The organism is uncultured Hymenobacter sp. (genome assembly GCF_964242765.1).
In the GTDB taxonomy this organism is placed as follows: domain Bacteria; phylum Bacteroidota; class Bacteroidia; order Cytophagales; family Hymenobacteraceae; genus Hymenobacter.
On record NZ_CAXTBM010000001.1, the window covers coordinates 13,154 to 33,437 of the forward strand.

Consider the following 20,284-nt stretch of genomic DNA (forward strand, 5'->3'; position numbering starts at 1 on the left):
CAAACAAAAGCCTAGCGGGCAGATCGGGCGCCAAAATCTGTCACGTTCAGCTGCTCGGTGCAAAAGTCGTACTCTTCGGGTACGTTGCTGGATACCAGTACGGTACGGCCCGCCAGCGTTGCGCGTACGTGCTCCTGGTACCAAGCCACGCCGGCGCGGTCAAGATTGGTGGTGGGTTCGTCGAGCAGGAGCAGGGGCGTATCGGCGTAAAGGGCCAAGGCCAGCTTGAGGCGCTGCTTCATGCCCGATGAAAAGTCGCGCACCAGCTTGTGGCGGGACGTTGAGAGGTACATTAACTCGATTAACTGCGGCTGCGTGACACCTGGCCGGAGCGGTTTAAAACGAGCGTGGAAATGCAGTAGCTCGGTTAGCGTGAGTTCCTCAATCAACTCCAAGTACGGGGCGGCGTAGGCGAGTAAAGGCGGCACTTCTTCCACGGGCACCGACTGGCCCTTTTGCTGGTAAAGCAAGGTGCCATCGGTGGGAAGCTGCTGGCCGGAAAGCGTGTTGAGCAATGTGCTTTTGCCGGCGCCATTCGGGCCCAGGATGGCCGTAGTCGAACCTGATTGGAACGTGTGCGTCAGACCCCGGAAAATCCATTCACGGGCGTAGCGTTTGCCGAGCCCAATTGCTTCAATCTGCACCGTTGCCGTTGCGCGAATAGCCTTTGATTACGCCGCGACCCGAATTACGCACGAAGTTCACCACTTCGTCGCGCTCCGGGGAGGGCGCTAGTTCCAGCTCGATTTTGTCGAGGGCGTCGTTGTTGTTCATGCCGCCCAAAAACAGCAACCGGTACAGTTGCTGAATCTCGGAAATCTTTTGGTCGGAGTAGCCGCGGCGGCGTAGTCCGATGCTGTTGATACCCGCATAGGTGAGCGGCTCGCGCCCGGCCTTCACGAAGGGCGGCACGTCTTTACGCACCAACGAGCCACCCGATACCATAGCGTGCTGGCCGACCTTCACAAACTGGTGCACGGCCGATGTGCCGCCGATGATGGCGTGGTCGCCGATTTCTACGTGGCCGGCCAGCTGCACACCGTTGGCCAATACGCAGTAGTTACCGATGATGCAGTCGTGGGCGACGTGCACGTAGGCCATGAGCAGGCAATTGGAGCCTACCACGGTTTTAAGTCGGTCCACGGTGCCGCGGTTTACGGTTACGCACTCCCGAATGACGGTATGGTCGCCGATTAGCACAGTGGTTTTTTCGCCGGCAAACTTCAGGTCTTGGGGAATGGCAGCAATAACGGCCCCCGGAAAGATCTTGCAGTTCTTGCCGATGCGGGCCCCCGCCATGATGGTCACGTTTGGGCCGATCCAGGTGCCTTCCCCAATCTCCACATCCTTATCAATGGTCGTGAAAGGTTCCACAACCACGTTTTGCGCGATTTTGGCTTCGGGATGGATATAGGCGAGCGGCTGATTCATTCTTTATTGAATTAACAATTCAGAACTAATAAGTAGGAATTCACGTGGCTGGCAGTAAAACGTGTAAAAGGCCAGTCAATTATTCTTTCCTGCTTAATAATTCCTAATTGACGATTTAAGCGTCTTTACGTACAATAGCGGCACTCATTTCGGCCTCCATCACCACTTTGCCGTTCACAAAAGCTTGACCTTTCATCTTCGCAATACCGCGCTTAACCGGAGCTAGTAGCCAGCAGCGGAAAATGATGGTGTCGCCGGGCTTCACCATGCGGCGGAAGCGGCAATTCTCGATGCCCACAAAATACGGCGTATAATTTTCCGGGTCCGGTACCGTATTGAGCACCAAAATGCCGCCCGTCTGGGCCATGGCCTCCACTTGTAGCACGCCCGGAAATACGGGGTTGCCGGGGTAGTGACCCGTAAAGAACGGCTCGTTTATAGTGACGTTCTTGATGCTGGCCACCGACGTTTCGTCGAGATGAATCACCTTGTCAATCAGCAGGAACGGGTAGCGGTGCGGTAGCACCTGCATGATCTGGTTGATGTCCATGACCGGCTCGCGCGCGGGGTCGTAATGCGGCACGGGAGAGGAGTTGGCCTCCATCATCTTCTTCTTGATCTTCTTGGCGAAGGCTACGTTGGCGGCATGGCCGGGGCGGGCCGCCAGAATCTGCCCTTTCAGCGGCCGACCGACCAGCGCCAGATCACCCACCAAGTCGAGGAGCTTGTGGCGGGCGGGTTCGTTTTTGTAGCGCAGGTCCACGTTATTAAGGATGCCTTCCTTCTTGACGGCTACTTTCGGCTTGCCAAGCATGGTGGCTAGCTCGCTCAACTCATCTTCGCTCACCACGCGGTCCACTACCACAATGGCGTTGCTTAAGTCGCCACCTTTGATGAGGTTTTGCTTGTAGAGAGCCTCTAGCTCGTGCAGGAAGCAGAAAGTGCGCGAGCTGGAAATATCATTCTTGAACAAGCTGATATCCGTCAACGAGGCGTGCTGGGAGCCCAGCACGGGGGAGTTGTAGTCCACCATCACCGTCAGGCGGTAGTCGTTGAGGGGAAGGGCGGCTAGCTCCACGGCCCGGCCGTTGTCTACGAAGCGGATTTCGTCGGGAATTTCGTAGAAGTTGCGCAACGCATTTTGCTCTTCTAGACCGGCCTCTTCCAGCGCCTCAATGAACTGGTAGCTGGAGCCATCCATGATGGGCGGCTCGGGGCCATCGAGCTTGATGAGGACGTTGTCGATCTGCAAACCTACCAAAGCCGCCAACGTGTGCTCCACAGTGTTGACGCGGGCTCCGTTCTGCTCGATGGTGGTGCCCCGGGAAAGGTCCACTACATTGTCTACGTCAGCCACTACAATCGGCTGATCGGGCAAGTCCATGCGCTGGAATTGGTAGCCGTGGCCGACGGGCGCCGGGCAAAACGTCATGGTGGCCTGAACGCCGGTGTGTAGCCCAATGCCGCTTACCGTCACGGGGACCTTAATGGTATGTTGCTTGTCGTTCATTTTGGGTAGCTATCAGCCATAAGCCGTAAGCTGCGAGCGAAGAAGGCGAGAAAACAGGTAATGAAAACGCCGCCAAACATACAACTTGTAGCGGCGGCGCTTACGAAAAGCAAAGCTAGGACTTTTCCGGCGGGTTCGTACGGCGCTCTAGTTGCGTAAGGCGGCGCTCCAACTCGGGCAGGTGCCGGAAAACGGCTTGGGCCCGCAGACTGTCGCGCAAATTAAAGGCCGGCGCACCCTGCAAGAACTGGCCTTCTTCCTTGATAGACTTGCCCACGCCTGACTGCGCCGTAACGGTAGTACGGTTGGCCAGCGTCAGGTGGCCCGCCAAGCCTACTTGGCCCGCCAGCACGCAGAAGTCCCCGATTTTGGTGGAGCCAGAAATACCGCTCTGCGAGGCCACTACCGTGTGCCGCCCAATTTCCACGTTGTGCGCAATCTGCACGAGATTATCGATTTTGGCGCCTTCCCGGATGATGGTGGAGCCCATAGTAGCGCAGTCGATAGTGGTGTTGGCCCCGATGCTGACGTTGTCTTCCAGCACCACATTGCCAATCTGCGGAATGGTGCGGTACGAGCCATCGGGCTGTGGCGCAAAGCCAAAGCCATCGGAACCCACTACGGCCCCCGCGTGGATGGTGCACCGCTCGCCAATTACGGTTTCGGCGTAGATCTTGGCGCCAGCATACAGAATGGTGCCGTTGCCGATTTTGCATCGGTCACCGATGAAAACGTGCGGAAATATCACCACATCGTCGCCGATCTGGCAATTCTCGCCGATGTAGGAAAAGGCCCCGCGGTAATGGTTGCCGCCAATGGTGGTGTTGGGGCCCATAAAGCTGGGCTCCTCCACGCCGCGCCGCCCAGTGCGCGTGGCTTGCTGATAGAACTCCAGCAACGTGGTAAAGCTGGAATACGGGTCATCAACGCGGATAAGCGCAGTCTGGACGGGGTGGCGCAACTCTAAGCTGCGGCTTACAATAACGGCCGAAGCGCCCGTTGTGTAGAGGTACGCTTCGTACTTAAGGTTGGCTAGAAAAGAGAGGGAACCCGCCTGGGCTTCTTCAATTTTTGCCAGCCGATCAATGCGCTGGGTTGCGTCGCCTTCCACTGCGCCGCGCAGCACTTCTGCTATCTGGCCTACCGTAAATTCCATCGGGCAAAAGTAGATAAAAGTTGGCGCTGGTACACGGTACTCGTTTATCTGACCTATATGTACAAGCTTGAAACGTTCTGCTGTGCTTACCGGAGCATTTACACATCCTAACGAAGAAAGGACCTTGCAACATCAGCGCGCGTCGTTGTTACAGCAATCGTTTAGGCGTGAGAAGGTCCTTCTCAGGAGGACGTTAGAGCAAGCATCAAGGATGGCCGGTAGTTTGCGACGTTAATAGGCGAACTGCTTAAATTCCGCTCCGCATGACGCTCTTTTAGCTCGAGTATAATTCATAAAATCTCTTTCGGGTAGCAGATATAATGCTTTTCTACGCGCTGTCCCAAGGCTTTGATATTGGGCAGGTCGGAGGCCTCGGCTACGTTTACCACGCGGCCCCGTTTGGTAAGTACATCGATGGTGTCCTGCCCATCGGCGTCGTAGGCGTTGTTGCTGATGCGGCCGGCAATCATAAGTTGAGCGGCTTCGGCGGTAGGCAGGCCAAACCGTTCGGCAATCAGCTCTACAATGCCGATCTGGAAGTCGTCATCGAAGGCCTCGGTCTGGAGGCTGATCTTGAACAGGTGCCGGTCGAGGATGCTCTGGGCTAGGTAGCTCAGCACTTTATCGGGGTGGTCGGCCCACTGCTTAACGGCGCTCCATACGTCGGTGTCGTCGAGGCGGGTGAAACGGCGCAGAATAGCGTCGTCGGCCTCGAACTCCACCTGGGTTACCACTTTGGCGAGAAAGAAGTGCAAGGCAGGCGAAGCCGGTACTTTGTGGCCGGTCCGGGTCAGTTCCTGCGCGCGCTGCATGATGCGGATAATCATCTGCTCGGCGCTGGTAACGGTTTTGTGCAGGTACACCTGCCAGTACATCAGCCGGCGGCTCACCAAAAAGTTCTCGATGCTGTACACGGCCTTTTCTTCCAGTACCAGCCGCTCATTCACAACGGTTAGCATCTTGATAAGGCGGTCGGCGCCGGGGCGGCCCTCTTGCACGCCCGTGTAAAACGAGTCACGATTGAGGTAGTCGAGCCGGTCCATGTCGAGCTGGCTGCTAACCAATTGGTGGAAGAATGGCCGGTGGTAAGTACCCCGAAAGATTTCGATAGCCAAGTCCAGCGCCCCGTCAAACTCGGCGTTCAGCTTGCGCATTAGGTGCAGGCTGATGGCTTCGTGGTCCACATCATGAAAAATGCTGCGCTCCAGGGCGTGGGAAAGGGGGCCGTGGCCGATGTCGTGCAGCAGAATGGCGGCTTGCGCAGCCTCGCCTTCGCGAGCCGTAATGGCTACTCCTTTGTCTTTGAGCGTGCGCAGGGCCAGCGTCATTAGGTGCATGGCGCCCAAGGCGTGGTGAAAACGCGTGTGCAGCGCTCCTGGGTACACAAACATAGTTAGTCCGAGTTGCTGAATCCGCCGCAGCCGCTGGAAATAAGAATGCTCAATCAAGTCGAACAACAACTCGGTGGGGATAGTAACAAAGCCATATACCGGGTCGTTGAAGATTTTCTTTTTGTTCATAAGGAGTAGCGCGGAGCTCCAGCTTCGGGCATTGTTGAACGGCTACTGACGGGGCCGAACCAACGGGTTTCGTGCAACGATACGCGAGGCTGGAGCTTCGCGCTACACTTGAGTGGGAACCTAAACCAAGTAATTTCCGCTTCTTTACAGCGGAGTTTAGCTGAAGTATCGGCTGGCGGTAATTTTTTAAAACCAAAAAATAAGGATTGGGAGTAAAGCTACTTACGAAACTTCAGTTGCAACCTGTTTAAGCTTAGTGGCCTCTGTAGAGTCTGACAGAGCAACGGGCAATAAAGCAATTAGCCACTGAAGCTCGTTGAACGAGTCGCCACCTAACGAGTTGGCTTTACACGCAGACACTTCCCAACCCCCTTATGCAACGATACAGCATACTTTGGGCCGATGATGAAATCGACCTCCTCAAACCGCACATTCTCTTTTTGCAGGAAAAAGGCTACGACGTAACCGGAGTCAATTCCGGGGCCGACGCCATCGAGCAGGTGCAGGAGCAGAATTACGACATCGTGTTCCTCGACGAGAATATGCCGGGTCTTACGGGCCTGGAAACGCTTACGGAAATCAAAACGGCCAAACCGACGCTGCCCGTTATTATGATTACCAAAAGTGAGGAGGAGCACATCATGGAAGACGCCATCGGCTCCAAGATTGCCGACTACCTGATTAAGCCCGTCAACCCCAGCCAGATTCTGCTCTCGGTGAAGAAGGTGCTCGACAACAAGCGCCTCGTGTCCGAGAAAACCAACTCCGGCTACCAGCGCGACTTCCGCCAACTGGGCATGCAGCTCTCCGACCGCCTCAGCCCTTCCGAATGGGCCGACGTGTACAAGAAGTTGGTGTATTGGGAGCTAGAAATCAACGAGACGGAAGGCAAGAGCATGGCCGACGTCTTCAACATGCAGAAAGACGAAGCCAATACCTACTTCGGCCGCTTCATCACCGAAGACTACGAAGATTGGGTGAACGGCGACGACAAGGACGCCCCGCTCATGTCGCACCAGTTGTTCAAGGATCGGGTATTCCCGCTCATGAAAGCTACCGGCGACACGCCCGTGTATTTTGTGCTCATCGACAACCTGCGCTACGACCAGTGGAAGATTCTGGAGCCGATTATCGCCGAGCTGTTCACCGTGGACCAGGAGGAAATGTACTACTCCATTCTGCCTACCACCACGGCCTACGCCCGCAACGCCATTTTCGCGGGCATGATGCCGGGTGACATCCAGAAGAAATATCCCAACCTGTGGGTGTGGGACGACGACGACGAAGGCAAAAACCTGCACGAAGCCGAACTAGTGGAAATCAACTTCCAGAAGGCCGGTCAGAAGCAGAAGTTCAGCTACAATAAGGTAACCAACCTGCAAGCTGGCAAAGATTTGCTCGGCAAAATGGCCAACCTGCACAACAACAACAAGCTGAACATCATCGTCTACAACTTCGTGGACATGCTCAGCCACGCCCGCACCGACATGGCCATGATTCGGGAGCTGGCCGCCGACGAGTCGGCGTACCGCAGCATCACCCGTTCGTGGTTTCTGCATTCGCCGCTCTACGAAATGCTCCAGCAGATTTCTGAGCGCAAAGGCAAACTGGTCATCACCACCGACCACGGCACTATCCGGGTGAAGCGTCCCTACAAAATCGTGGGGGACCGAAACACCAACACCAACCTGCGCTACAAGCACGGCAAAAACCTGGGCTTCGACGACAGCAAGGACGTGTACACGGTACGCAAGCCGGAGCACATCTTCCTGCCCCGCGAAAACGTGAGCACCGCCTACGTATTCACGGTTGGCGACTACTTTTTCGCCTACCCCAACAATTACAACTACTACGTGAATTACTACAAGGACACGTTCCAGCACGGCGGTATTTCGTTGGAGGAATGCATTATCCCCTACATCACGCTCACGGCTAAGGGATAGAGGGATTCAGGTCCTAGCAAGTAAAAAGCACGAGGTGGGCTGCATTGCAACCCGCCTCGTGCTTTTTACTTGCTAGGAAATAAGCGTATTATCTATTTGTTCTGAAACGTCTCTTCGTAGTAATTATAAGAGCGCCTTTAACACCACGTAAGCCATAAATGGCTGATGCTTCAGGACCCTTCAGGGCATTAATTTTCTTTATTCGGTTTGGATCTAACGCTTGAACCTGCTCTTGTGTAGCAGGTGCTCCGTCTATAATATGCAGGGGCTCATTGTTATTTTTAAGACTGGAAGCACAAATAATCCGAATGCCTCTAGCCGCGTCGGGGCGATGAGTTGTTTTGTCTTGAGAGGAACTTAGTGTCTGAGCCTGAACTGTAGTTGCAGCCATCATCATTATAGCAGCAGCGAAAAACAAGTGTGTCGAGAACATTAATTGGAAGAGCTGTAGATAAACAGATAGCCTAGAAAAGCAAGTTGGCGGAATTAATAGTCTTGCCTTACTGATAGATGCTACAACAAGCTTTATTCCATATGGGCAATAGCAATTAATTTGTTATTGCTCCTTCAGCACCTGTAACTTGCCGAGACTGAAGTCGGCTCTAAACAGAAGGAACGCCCATCCGAGCGTTCCTTTTTGTTTACCAGCACAGCCAATGGCCGCTGTATTTGTGATGGTACAGAAACTGAATTTCAGTTTTCTCTGCTCCTTGACGTAGCTGGTGCAGGGCAGTACAGGGTTGCATCCGATGCCAATTCCATTGTAGTTAGATCAAGGCTCTATTAGGTTGGAAGCGGCTATAAATCCAACTGCGATAAAGCGCAATGTGGCCATGTTGCCGAGCCGTCCAGGCCCGACGTTTTTTCGGTTGTTTCATTGAATTGTAGGTGTCAACCTACAATTCATGGCAAATAGAGAGGTGGTGCTTCATGGGTAACTTGAACTGATTTGGTAGTTCGAGGGAAGCAAAAATAGGAATGCCAGGGTGAGTTTTGGAAGTACGGTGAGGTCTTGTGCTTTACTTTTTAAGGGTGATAAGTACTGCGCCATTGGCAGCACTAGGACCATAAAGCGCAATAGCTTTGCTGTCCTTTACAATGTCGATTTTCTGGATTTGCTCTGGTGCTCAGACGTTCTTGCGTGACGGGCGTTCCATCAACAACATACAAGGGTGCATTCTTTATCTGTTTGGAACCCTTACAGGATATATCCATAGTTGCTGCTTTATTCTCGCTCTGACCAATGAGAGGGTAGGGCTTACTAGCAGATAGTTGTGGAATGCCCTGCGCTTTGCAGCTAATGGCAACGCCTAGAAACAAGAGGCTGGTCAGGAGTGGGGCACGTAGATTTAGCTTACGCATAGCGGTGGAAGCTGTGGAGGAAGGTAAGCTACTACCTCCTTTTCTCTACGCGAATCATTTAGATACGGAGTACTTCCAAAAACCAATTGTCATTCTGACGCAGGAAGAATCTGAGTGAATTCCATTGAACGAGCAATTCGGATTCTCCCGGCGTTGGAACAACAACCGATCTTAACCTGCCCGGCGCTTCTCGTCTTCGGCGCCACCTTGACGGCGGCGGGTGGGGGCTAGTTTCTCATTACCGAAGCGGTAGGAGAATGAGAAGGTGGCCACGCGCGAGTCGCCGCGCTGGTAGAAACGCTCGACGTAGTTGTTGTAGGTGGACGTGGCCCGCGTGACGCTGGTGTAGAAAATATCGGTGACGTTGAGCTTAAAGGTGCCTTTCCGCTCCCACGCCGATTTCTGGATGCCCGCGGTTACTTGCCCTTGCGGCCGCAGCCGGAAGAACCCGTATACCTCCGGCGACTGGTAGCTGCCCGTTAAGTCAATCGTCCAGCTCTTGCCTAGCGTGAATGCGCTAGTGGAGTTGAGGTTATAGGCCGCTTTGCCCGCATTCAGGTTGGTTCCGGCTAGGGTGCCGGTGAAGTGGTTGTAGTAGACGACCAGATTGTTGTTCATGGTCCACCACTTGGCTAGCTCTAGCGGGGTGGTTAATGTGAGGGCTAGGTACTGCTGCTTGCCTAGGTTCTGGCTGGTCGATACAACGGCGCGGCCACCATCCGGGGCGGGCTGCACCGTCCCGATGATGGGGTCGGAGGTGACGCTGTAGCTTACGCCGAGGCTATATTTCTGCTGGTAGGTGTGGGTGAGTTCGAAGTTGTAGCTGGTTTGCGGGCGCAGGTCGGGGTTGCCAGACCCGTAGGTGGTAGCATCAATATAGGAGCGGAATGGGTTCAACTGCCCGTACGAAGGCCGGTCGATGCGCCGGCTCAGCGACAAAGACGTTTCGTGCTTGTCGGAGAAGGTGCGCTTGGCTGCGGCGCTTGGGAAAAGCTGGAAGTAGTTGCGGTCGAAGTTGTCTTTGGGGTCATCGGGGCGGCCGGTTACATCAGTATGTTCGCCGCGCAAACCGCCTTGCAGTGTCCAGCCGGTGAGGGTGTAGTTCACGTTGACATAGCCCGCGTTGATGTTTTCATCATAGACGAAGTGATTGGAGCGGAGCGGGTCGCGCACCAGCCCGATGCCATCAGCCCCCAGAACTCGGAACAGCACGTCGTTATCGGAATGCACCCAGCTTACTTTGCCGCCCGCTTCCAGGCGCAGTTGCTTGCTAATGGGGTGCGTGTAGTCGGCCTTCACCGACTGGATGGTCAACTTGCCTTGCTGGTTGCCATCCAGCAAATCCAAGGAATCTTGGGGAAAGAAGTACAGCGTGTTGAGTTGTTGCAAACGGCGGCTATCGTAGTGAGCGTAATCGGCGTCGGCAGTTAGCTCACGCGCACCGGCCGAATCGGTGGAAAAGGTGTGACGCAAGTTGAGGTTAGCGGCCACATTGGACGTGGTGTAGTTCCGGTCGTTGGTGGAGCGGTAGCGGCTCTGCGGGCCGCCAAAGGCGTCGAGCTGCTCGGAGTTGTTGGTGCCCTCCTGTACCGTATTGTATTGCTGACCATTAACGGTGCCCCCCAGTACCGTATTCTCGCCAAGATTGTAGTCGAGACCGGCTTTCCAAGTGTGCGAGCGGCCGAGGCTATAACTGAAATTATCTTGTAAGGTGCTGCCTTCAAACTGCTTCTGCTGGTCGGGGTAGCTGAAAAAATCCCGGTTGATGGTCAGCGCCCCAAAGTTTTCGCGGTCGGCATACGAATAGCTACCAAACAAATTCAGTTGCTTGTGGCGATGGTTGGCCGATAAGCCCGCGATATACTTGCCATTGCCGTAACGGCCGAGGCCATAACTGGCATTCAGGGTGCCGTTGGTGCCCTGGCGTTGGTCTTTCTTGAGGTTGATGGCAATAATACCCGCGCTGCCCTGCGCTTCGTACTTGGCAGGTGGGTTGGTAATCAGCTCGATACTCTTTACTTGGTCGGCCGGTAAGGCGCGCAGATAGTCGGCCAGTTCGGCGCCCGTCATGGGTTGGCGTTTGCCGTCGATGAGTACTAACACGCCTTGGCGGCCCCGTAGCGCAAGGTTATCGTTGCTGTCTACGGTCACGCCGGGCGAGCGGCCCAGTACTTCCAGCGAACTGGCACCTGCCGCTAGCGTGCTGCCTTCCACATTGACAATGGTCCGGTCGGCGAGGCGTTCGAACATGGGTTTCTGGCCTACCACCGTCACTTCTTTCAAGTTGGTTGCCCCACTAGCTTGGAGCGTGAGCGTAGGCAATTTCACTTCCGCCCCACCCACTTCGAACGGTGCGCTCCAACGGCGTGCAAACCCCACCTGCGAGGCCAGCACCAGGTAGCGCCCAGGAGCTATGGCCGTCAACCGAAAACTGCCCTTATCGTCGCTAAACTCAGATTTCACTACCACTGAATCAGCGGCGCGGTGCAGGGTAAGGGTGGCAAATGCCACCGCTTGGCCCGATGCTTCTTGCACCGTGCCGCTCACAACGCCTGAGTTTTGAGCGGCGGCAAAAGAAATTGAAAAGAGTACAGCCAAAGCAAAAAAGCTGGCGGATAAGGGCAGCCGTAGCCGCATGAAGAAATTAGTTTTCATGGGTGACAGAGACGCAATAAGAGTAAGAGAAACGGAGGAGTATGCCTGAGAAGAAGCTGGAATCAGGAATAAAGGGTAGCCGCCTGCTAGCTGGCACCAGTAGATGAGGTTGGGCAAGACAATTCTAACTGCTGTCCGTAGGGCGGGCTTCCGGAAAGCTAGCTGCTTGAATTATAGCCTACGAAGTAATTCGTACAAATAAATACGAAATATTTCGTACATGCAAGATGTTCTATGTTTTTTATTAGCAGGTAAGTCGGTTTTGCGTTAGGGTTGTTCGGGTAGTTCGAGTGCAGGTACTGAATGAGCAGCAACAGGTTGTGTTGCGGCCACGCAATTGCTATAAATCCTTTCGAGCATCGGGCGCATAATTGCCAAATCCTCTTCCGTCAGCCCCTTTAGCGCAATCTGCCGGTTGCTGAGCACTACCGGCTCCACCGCATCCAAGGTGCGCAGACCTTCTTCGGACACTCGCAGGCGGGTACGACGGCCGTCATGGGGGAGAGGTACTGCTAGCAGCAAACCAGCTTTCAGCAATAGGTTGATCATGCGGGCCACCGAGGCTTGGTCTTTAAAAACTCGTTCCGCTATATCCGTTTGCGTAAGGTCATCGTGTTCTTGAATCACGCGCAGCACCAACCACTGATCAATGGTGATGGCAATACCCGCCCGGTCGATATTCGCCTGCGCCAACTTGCGGTATTGGCGAATAGCTTTATCGAGCGAATAAAAGATGATACTGGAAAGCATATGCGCAAAAGGAGTTACAAAATGATAGATGTATGATATGTCATAGAAGTTGCTTGAAGTTCGAAATATTTTTTAAGCTGTATCAAATTCTATTGGATGGCTTGTTTGAATACGTCTATTCGGCTACGTGCTGACCGCCCTGCCCAGTAGTACTGCTACACTTCAGCAGTACCAAATAAGCCGCATACTCTTGCTGTTGCCTGGCAACCACCTTCACAAGGAGACAGTGAAGTATTTGCTTTTATGAATATATAGGTAAGCAAAGAGGTTGGTTTACTTGCCTTCCCACACATTATCCGCTTTGTTTTTATCGGGCACATAGGTGCTGCCCAACACCACTCTCGTAACGGGCTGTTTTGTAGTAACTGGCACTGTTACGGTGGTGTTGCCGGCTTGCCACACGCTCACAGTGCAGTGCATTTTCTCGGTCTTTCCATCCGCGAAGGTTACCGCTACATCGATGGGTACAGGCTTAGTGCCTTTTGCGGTTACGAGGATATCATAGCCGGAACCAGACTTGTTGACGCTGCTTATAGCAAGGTCAGGGTAGCCATCATCGAAAAACCAGCGCTGCCAGAACCAGTTAAGGTTTAAGCCCGCTCCGGTATTCATCGAATTGAAAAAATCGAAGGGCATAGGATGCTTGCCGTGCCAGTTCTGGATGTAGGTGTGCAAGGCTTCGGTAAACAACTCGTCACCCAGCAAATCCTTTACGTAGAGGTAGCCAAGAGCGGGCTTGGGGTACGAGTTGAGGAAAAATGCGGGGCCGTTTTGCAACGTACTGAGCGTGGTAATGGGCACGTCAAACTCTTGGGCTGAGCCGCGGGCGTAAGGTTCAATGCCGTATTCGTCCGCAAAACCAGGCTTAATCAAAGCGGAAATCAGCCACTCGCCGATGGTAGCCCACCCTTCATCCATCCAGCCGTACTTGGTTTCGTTGGTGCCCATGTAGAACGGAAACATGGTGTGAAACACTTCGTGGTCGGTGAGGGTAATGGCGTCGTCGCGGGTGGCGACGGGGTTGTCGTTCACCATCATGGGGTACTCCATCTGGTCGAGGCCATCGAAGACGGTTTCGTGGGAGTAGGGGAAAGGCCACTTCGGGAACGTATAGCTCATCGCCTCCACCGTGCGGCGGTTGAACTGGACCACTTCCTCGTAATCTTTGTGTTTAGGATTGTACACCGCATCAACACGTGTACGGCGCTTGGTGGCAGGATCTACCACAAGGCTGCTGGCTTGCCACACGTAATGGTCGGCAGTGGCGAACACGAAATCAGTTACGTCCTGCGCCTCGAAGCGCCAAGTGTTCTGAGGATTAGGAGCAGTGATGTCCTGCCGCTTCAGGTCGTCGGGGCCGATGATGAAAGTGATGCCGTCCTGCTGTTCGGCGTTCTGGAGGCGCTGGACATATTTTGGAGCGAGCACTTGGCCGGGATTTTTCAGGTCGCCGGTGGCCCACACCACAAAGTTGCGGGGCACGGTAATAGCCGCCCGGAAGGTGCAAAAGTCGTTGTAAAACTCTTGCGAACCGTTGTACTCAACTACGTTCCAGCCATCTACATCATCGTACACCGCAATGCGCGGAAAGAAGTATGCCACGAAATCAGCGCCAGGCTCTACCTCGCCGGTGCGCGTGTGAGAGCCTTTGTTGAGAATATAAGAATAGGCTACGTGCACCTTCAGGTTACTACCGGGGGCCAAGGGTTTGGGGAGCTTCACGGGCATATTGGTGGCCTGAATCCGAAGCTCACGCACGTCCTGCGCTTGGCCGGCTAGGCTCAGGGCTTCAATCTGCACGCCTTCACCAATGTCTTTGGGACTGATACGGCTGACCCGCGGCGCCCCTTTCTGGTAAAGATTGGGGTATAGTTTAAACTGTAACTGCCGCAGCGAGTCGGGGCTAGCATTCTGATACACTATATCTACTGTGCCCGCCACCCGGCGTGTGGTCGGGTTGAAGCTCACCTCAATATCGTACTCGGCGGAGTTCTGCCAGTACGTGGGCCCTGGCTGGCCAGTAGCGGAGCGGGTGCCCTTGGTGTAGGTGGCTTGCAGGTTGAGCGGGACAGGCAGGGGCTGCTGACCGAAACTGTGCAGAGCAGAGGCAAGCACCAACACGGCAGCGAGCGTAGCAAGTAAATTCATGCAGGATAGATATTTCCGCAAAGTAACCATACTCTCCCTCGGGCGGCATCGTCAACATTGCTCTTCCAACATTTTGCGCATCTAGCAACTAGGATGCCTTGCTTGTGTGTATCCCAGCTTCTTGAGCAAAGCCTGTGACTCCGCAGCGTGGCCGTGAATATTGCTGATGATATCGTAAGGTTGTGGGAAGTAGGAAAGCTAGAACTGAAAAACGTTACCCTAAACGCGGGCAAGGACCTGCTCACGTAAAAACGACTATCGTATCAACGACTTGCTTATGCGTCAGCAGGTCCTTTCCCGCGTTTAGGGTAACGGCAAATTCAATCGTAAGCCTTATTTGAGTCGCACCAAAGTAGCGCCGTAGCCGAACTTCTCTTTGCGAGAGTCTTCGAAGAACTTGATGTCCTTGTTGCGGCTCAGTAGCTTATGGATCTCCTTGCGCAGCGTGCCACTACCGGAGCCGTGAATGAACACGATTTCGTGCATGTTGGTGGCCAGGGCGCGGCTTAGCGCATCCTCGAAAGCTTCCAGCTGCAACTTCAGAATAGCAGTGTTAGACAAATCCTGCGCGCCTTCGGGTTGGAGGGCTTCCAAGTGCAGGTCTACCTCATGGGGCGGGGGCACCAAGGCTTTTGCTGGCTCCGGAGCCGGGGCCACCGCGGCGGGCTTGGCCGGCGCATTGCCGCTGAGTTGGGCCTTCAACGTTTCAGCCAGCTTTTCGGGCGCAATAGCGACGGGGGCAGCTGGCTTTTCGTCGAGTTGGAAAAGATAAGCATCCTGCTTGAGTACCGGCGCCTCGCGGCGGCTGGTGTAGAAACTGCCGGCGCGAAACTGCGTGCGTTTGGTAATCAACTCATAAGCTGTCGTGCCATTCACCTGATGGGGTAGCAACTGCACCACTACCGCCGGCCACTGGTCGAAATCCTTGAGGTGAAAGTGACCTAGGGCCGCACTCACGGCTTTCGGCCCCAACTTGTCGGAGGCCAGGCCGCGATACTGCTCGCGCCGTTCCTCGCCGTAGGTGAATAGCACATCAGTATCGGTGTTGTTGAGGACGTGCACTGATAATAGCTCCGGCGACTGATGACTTAATGCTAAGTACAAGCCTTTTGGGGCGGGTTGGGGCACAGTAGCTTTAGGAGCGGCAGGTTGCTCGGTCCCACCACGAGCGGGTGTCGTAGCAACTTTTGGTGCTGTTAGCTGAGCAGTTTTTGCCGACTTAGCAGCCTTAGCGGCTTTGGCGACGTCTCGTGGGGCCACGGGCCCCTGGGAACTAGTACCGAAAGCCTTTTGCTCTTCCGCAGCTATGACTACTACTTCGCGGCGCAGAACCGGAATTGTGAAATCGTTATCAATGGCCACTTCTACTAGCTCGTCGCTAAGCAGGCGGGTAATAATGCCTTGCTCACGGCCAGTTAATAGGCGTACTCTGTCTCCTACGTTCATATTGGTAAGGCAATGGGTGCGAATTCAAACAAAGAGCAAAAGTAGCGCAGAGTTGAGTTCTTTGTTTTGTGCTCAGGTATCAATGCCTTCATGCGTAAGGCAACCACATCCACCTTATCGAAGAGAATCAAACGTCTTGTATCGCATTTTTTAGATGTTACCGACCTAGTTTATCAGCAAAAAGCCTCGACCGATATGGCTAAGGCTTTGTCAAGAGATATACTGCATTATTGGTTCACTTCCGCGTTTCGTATACCACAAATTCAGAAAGCATAACAGTAAGGTAAAGGCTTCCCTCGTTTGCGCAACCAGATGGTGCTAAGTCGGCCAATAAAGGGTGTCAATATGCTTTTTAGTACGCTATACACGACTCAAAGGCTTTATTTGACCAATGTAGTTTGAACATTTTTTTGATCGAAACCCTCGGCAATTAATTGCTCTGTCAAGTGAAACCGCTGTATAAGCCCGCCCGTCACGAAATCATACCTCACTTGATGAAGGCGAACTGAGAATAGCCGTCAATTTCTCCGAAAGCGTCAAGATTGAATTGTTTTCTTCGAAATTGGCAGTGTAGCCTCTGCCCGGTTATCCCAACTATGACTAAATGAATGTGGTTGATTTTCCAGCTTATTGCCGTTGCTACAATTTCACCTACGCATGTGGGTAGGGGTCTCAAAGCTAGATCAACAATGATCATCACTAACCAAGCATTCGTTGATTGTAGCCAGTGAAGCTAGTGAGCGTAGTGGCATGAGTGGTAGGTGCACTTAGTAAGAAACTTCTGTTAGGGGCTAAATTAAGAGAGCCTAAAGAAGTGTTGTTGACAAGTGTCGTTGCGCCCCCCCACAAATCCTAGCCTGATTCTTCCCCGTTGCGCGTCTCATTTCCATAAGAGGTGACTCCCCAACCTCTCGGCTGGAGAGTAGGGAAAACAAGCTTGACAGTATCGCTCGTCTTATTGTAAGGCAGTTCGATTATGGTTGACGTCAAGGGGGGGCAAGTTAGAGGACCACACTTATATCAAATGACGCTTTTAAGCTTGGACTGTAATATAGGAGTAGGTTCTCGTTATAAAAACAATAAATCAAAATTTTGTACAATACAACTCATGTTTGATTGGATATATGCAATTGATTTGGATTATTAAAATACATGCGGAACAAATAAAGTATAGAGAGCTACCCATATGTTGCTGTCAGTTGATGTATAGATAATATTATATGTTGTGAGCTCTAATCGTGAAGTGTTGACGATTCATAATTGCCGATTAAACATCCTTGCTATTTGATGACTATTGTATTCCATTAGCTATGTCGCAACCCCATATAAATTTTGTACGTAAACCTGCAGTTTTGCACTATGTAAGATCAGCTGCAAAAAGCGGCACTATGCTTGCTGCATAATATTCCCTAGTAGAGTTGTAAGTAGGCTATAATGGTCAGGATACTTTACCTCTTACTTTTGAAAATAGCCTTTATATGCTCATAATCAGCGGTTTATAGTATTATAGGGAGTCGATAAAATGCAAGTGGGGCATTATTGCAATAGTTTAATTTTGCATTTAGATTATAAAATATAAATTTTTAAAGAAAATTACTTTTCTTTTCGCCCATTATTCTGACTGTTTTTAGGGCTGTCAGACGCAAGCTGGAACGGGGGGGTGTTCTATAGCTCGAGATTAAGCTAGATTGCTCATTTGCACAGTAAGCCCAAATTACTGGCTACATGAAGCTATATCTAATGACCATAATAAGTGGCGACTCGGTCCTTATTTTGTCTCATAATTGGAACATTCAGCAACACCTGTCGCTACATAGCTAGAAGGGGTGGTAGTTTGGATATCACGGGTAATTCATAACTTGTGATCGAATTAGAGAGGGACAGTAGCACTTTCTTGTGGTAATAATTGAACCAAAGTAAGGTTCGGAAACAAGAAATTGTTGCCGTTTCAAAGAGTCGAAATAGTAGTCGATTAGCTCGAGCGAAAGAGGTTTAATTTTCTAAGTGAAGTCGTATATCCTTGATTTTGAGGGATATTAGTATAAAGACTTAGTCATTAGCTTCCGTATTACTCGCTTTTGCTAAGCAACCCTGCAACGTCACTCTTACCTGGGTTGCATACGTGCATATGCTGCTCAATACAAATCTTGAAGAGGCCTTCTTAAAAAGATTTGAAAAGTGCAATAAAAAAGAAAATCAAAGCCGCAAAAAAGTGCTAATCCGTTAGCTTGTTCATTTCAACCTTTTCTTCTGTAATGGTCAAATCCACAGCCCGTACGTCAAAGCGCTACTCCCCCAATTTTGGAAAATCTGGTCAACAGCAAACACACCAGAGTGGACTGCACGAAACAGCCCCAATAGGACATTCCCCACTAGAAAAACTGACTTGTGAGCCTACCATTAGTGGTGAGGCAAAATTCAATAAGCGGTGGTTTCAGAGTCCGGCTTTCCGAAAGTACCAAGTTATCTGTTGCTTGGCACTCCCTATCCTAACTACTAGTAATGCATTTGGTCAAACTCCAACTCCTTTTTTGACCGGGAAAACCTTAGGGACCCCAAGAAATACAACAGTAGTAGCACCAGGTGGGGGAGATGCCGCCGACTACCAGCAGTTGGCGCAAAATTATTCGCTTGCAGCTGGTATGGAATACCGGTACGGCTCGCCCAGCACCGTATCTGATAACGGCTTTCCAACCTTGTATCAGCCTAGCAGCCGTCGTTTCGACAACCATGGGAATGGCAGTGGTTGGGACTATCAGATAGGTTCCCAAGACATTTCCAAAAACGACTACATGTCTAACCACGCGCAGTTGCTTTTCGTGCCTGATGCTATTACGCATCCCGGCTTGGCAGTAGTCCAGACGATGGTAATGGCGGAAGGAACAGTAAGCGAAAAGCCTGAGACGCCATGGGTATACTATGGTGGTGGCAACCCAATCATAGATTTGACCACTCGGTTGAACTATGTACTCACGAATGGTGGACCCCTACGCCAGCCTACCGCGGTAGCTCACTCGTATGGTCAAGATACTTGGTCTACAAACAGCCTAGTTACCTTCCAGTCTGGACTAGTTGCTGCATTTGGTAGCAACACAGGCCCAGGTAATGTGGCAGTAAAACTAGCGGCGGGCAAAGTGCCCACTGCCATAGCTATTACTCCTAACAATGAGTTTGCTCTTGTAACAGTATGGGATACCAACCAGCGCAAAGGCCAAGTAGCCGTGCTAGCTCTCGGTACCGGCAATAGTTTCTGGGGCGACTGGTCGGAGAACTATCCAGGTTTCCGTAACAAAGGTCTCTTCACCTTTATGAAGATTCTGGGCTACATTGACCTGCCCGGTATGACCCAACCCACTGAAATCTGCACCGCAGCTGATTATACGGCTAGTAGTGACGACAACGATTCTTGGTTGGTATCGCCCGACGGTCGTGACCGCCGCTACGAATCGAGAGAGCTACCATTTAGCAACGAAACCAACCGTTTGAGCTTTATTTCGGGTGGAAACCGTGGCCGCTATGCGCGCAGTGGTTATGCTACGATCATCAGTAAGGCTGAAAAGAAAGTTCTTTTCTTGGATTTGAAGCCTTTGTTTGCGCAGATGCACAACATGTATTTCACGTCGCGTAGCAACTTCTTGCTTACCCAAAACACGGGTATGCAGGCGAATCAGTGGCCCTACTCTTTCGATGTAGCTCCGGGTTCGACCCCGACTGTGGCCAAAGTAGTGGACATGGCACAGGCCCCCACAGCAGTGCGTGCCAACATAATCCCCGGCTACAACCAAGCTTACGTAGCTACTATAGACGGGACGTTGCATTTGTTTGGTGTAGGTGGATATAGCACTACCAACGGCGGCACGCCCGCTGATATCAGAGAAGTAGGAAGTGTAGCTGTGGGTAGCAATCCAACAAGCATTGCGTACTCCAAAAACAAAGGCTACAATAACGATGCCAATACCTGCAATATTGGCAAAGAACTTATTGTTTGTTCACGTGGTGAGCGGGCTATCAAGTGGGTGCAGTTGAGTGGCAACTCAGCCACCGTTACGAAAACTCTGCGCGACACTCGTCTCAAGGACCCGGTATGGGTGGAAGACAATGACAACCACGGTAGTGAAGTGCCAGTCGTGAGTGTAACCGATTACAATGGTCGTCAACTGCTGAACTACCGCTATGGCACTATCATTTTCCACACTAATGGTGGTAACACGTACGGAGTAGGAGGAAATGGCCAGTTTGAGTGTGGCGGTGCTTATCCTTTGCAAGGTCGGCCATTCCAGGTGTCTGGTAGCAACGTGCCGTAAAGTAAATCGCCTACGAAGCCAGTTTAAAACGGTATTTCCTTTGCCCACCACTGTCGAGA

Annotated in this window: 11 protein-coding genes; 2 read left to right on the top strand and 9 right to left on the bottom strand. The window is 52.3% G+C overall.

Annotation, left to right across the window (positions count from 1 at the left end; translation table 11 throughout):
* Positions 1–11 precede the first annotated feature (11 nt).
* The 5 genes from ACFE7X_RS00060 to ACFE7X_RS00080 form a co-directional block, all read right to left on the bottom strand.
* Positions 12–644, bottom strand: a complete 633-nt coding sequence (locus tag ACFE7X_RS00060; protein ID WP_375433603.1) for an ATP-binding cassette domain-containing protein — start codon at positions 642–644, stop codon at positions 12–14.
* Positions 634–1,431 (bottom strand): acyl-ACP--UDP-N-acetylglucosamine O-acyltransferase, encoded by a 798-nt coding sequence (gene lpxA / locus ACFE7X_RS00065; RefSeq protein WP_375433604.1) that lies wholly within the window; start codon positions 1,429–1,431, stop codon positions 634–636. The genes ACFE7X_RS00060 and lpxA overlap by 11 nt, the downstream gene beginning before the upstream one ends.
* Positions 1,432–1,546: 115 nt before the next feature.
* Complete coding sequence (locus ACFE7X_RS00070) at positions 1,547–2,941, bottom strand: bifunctional UDP-3-O-[3-hydroxymyristoyl] N-acetylglucosamine deacetylase/3-hydroxyacyl-ACP dehydratase (RefSeq protein ID WP_375433605.1); 1,395 nt, start codon at positions 2,939–2,941, stop codon at positions 1,547–1,549.
* A 115-nt stretch (positions 2,942–3,056) separates the two neighbouring features.
* A complete protein-coding gene (gene lpxD, locus ACFE7X_RS00075) occupies positions 3,057–4,097 on the bottom strand; it encodes a UDP-3-O-(3-hydroxymyristoyl)glucosamine N-acyltransferase (RefSeq protein WP_375433606.1) in 1,041 nt (346 codons plus the stop codon).
* A gap of 290 nt (positions 4,098–4,387) precedes the next feature.
* A complete protein-coding gene (locus tag ACFE7X_RS00080; RefSeq protein ID WP_375433607.1) occupies positions 4,388–5,617 on the bottom strand; it encodes an HD domain-containing protein in 1,230 nt (409 codons plus the stop codon).
* A gap of 374 nt (positions 5,618–5,991) precedes the next feature.
* On the opposite strand from ACFE7X_RS00080, the gene ACFE7X_RS00085 reads away from it, so the two are divergent.
* Entirely contained in the window at positions 5,992–7,560 is a 1,569-nt protein-coding gene (locus tag ACFE7X_RS00085) for a PglZ domain-containing protein (RefSeq protein ID WP_375433608.1), read from the top strand.
* Positions 7,561–9,093: 1,533 nt separating this feature from the next.
* Here the strand turns inward: ACFE7X_RS00085 and ACFE7X_RS00090 are convergent.
* The 4 genes from ACFE7X_RS00090 to ACFE7X_RS00105 all read right to left on the bottom strand — a co-directional run bounded on the left by ACFE7X_RS00090 (position 9,094) and on the right by ACFE7X_RS00105 (position 15,921).
* A complete protein-coding gene (locus tag ACFE7X_RS00090) occupies positions 9,094–11,577 on the bottom strand; it encodes a TonB-dependent receptor domain-containing protein (protein WP_375433609.1) in 2,484 nt (827 codons plus the stop codon).
* Positions 11,578–11,844: 267 nt separating this feature from the next.
* Complete coding sequence (locus ACFE7X_RS00095; protein WP_375433610.1) at positions 11,845–12,327, bottom strand: MarR family winged helix-turn-helix transcriptional regulator; 483 nt, start codon at positions 12,325–12,327, stop codon at positions 11,845–11,847.
* Between the two features lie 273 nt (positions 12,328–12,600).
* Complete coding sequence (locus ACFE7X_RS00100) at positions 12,601–14,475, bottom strand: M1 family metallopeptidase (protein WP_375433611.1); 1,875 nt, start codon at positions 14,473–14,475, stop codon at positions 12,601–12,603.
* Positions 14,476–14,808: 333 nt separating this feature from the next.
* The gene (locus tag ACFE7X_RS00105) at positions 14,809–15,921 is read right to left on the bottom strand and encodes a Smr/MutS family protein (protein WP_375433612.1); all 1,113 of its coding nucleotides are present in this window, start codon (positions 15,919–15,921) and stop codon (positions 14,809–14,811) included.
* 2,531 nt (positions 15,922–18,452) lie between these two features.
* On the opposite strand from ACFE7X_RS00105, the gene ACFE7X_RS00110 reads away from it, so the two are divergent.
* Positions 18,453–20,225: a hypothetical protein gene (locus tag ACFE7X_RS00110; protein ID WP_375433613.1), complete on the top strand. Its 1,773-nt coding sequence runs from the start codon at positions 18,453–18,455 to the stop codon at positions 20,223–20,225.
* The last annotated feature ends 59 nt before the right edge of the window (positions 20,226–20,284 follow it).

Coding starts and splice junctions, on each gene's coding strand:
- lpxA (WP_375433604.1), bottom strand. CDS start 1,431: ATGAATCAGCCGCTCGCCTATATCCATCCCGAAGCCAAAATCGCGCAA.
- ACFE7X_RS00070 (WP_375433605.1), bottom strand. CDS start 2,941: ATGAACGACAAGCAACATACCATTAAGGTCCCCGTGACGGTAAGCGGC.
- lpxD (WP_375433606.1), bottom strand. CDS start 4,097: ATGGAATTTACGGTAGGCCAGATAGCAGAAGTGCTGCGCGGCGCAGTG.
- ACFE7X_RS00080 (WP_375433607.1), bottom strand. CDS start 5,617: ATGAACAAAAAGAAAATCTTCAACGACCCGGTATATGGCTTTGTTACT.
- ACFE7X_RS00085 (WP_375433608.1), top strand. CDS start 5,992: ATGCAACGATACAGCATACTTTGGGCCGATGATGAAATCGACCTCCTC.
- ACFE7X_RS00090 (WP_375433609.1), bottom strand. CDS start 11,577: ATGAAAACTAATTTCTTCATGCGGCTACGGCTGCCCTTATCCGCCAGC.
- ACFE7X_RS00095 (WP_375433610.1), bottom strand. CDS start 12,327: ATGCTTTCCAGTATCATCTTTTATTCGCTCGATAAAGCTATTCGCCAA.
- ACFE7X_RS00100 (WP_375433611.1), bottom strand. CDS start 14,475: ATGAATTTACTTGCTACGCTCGCTGCCGTGTTGGTGCTTGCCTCTGCT.
- ACFE7X_RS00105 (WP_375433612.1), bottom strand. CDS start 15,921: ATGAACGTAGGAGACAGAGTACGCCTATTAACTGGCCGTGAGCAAGGC.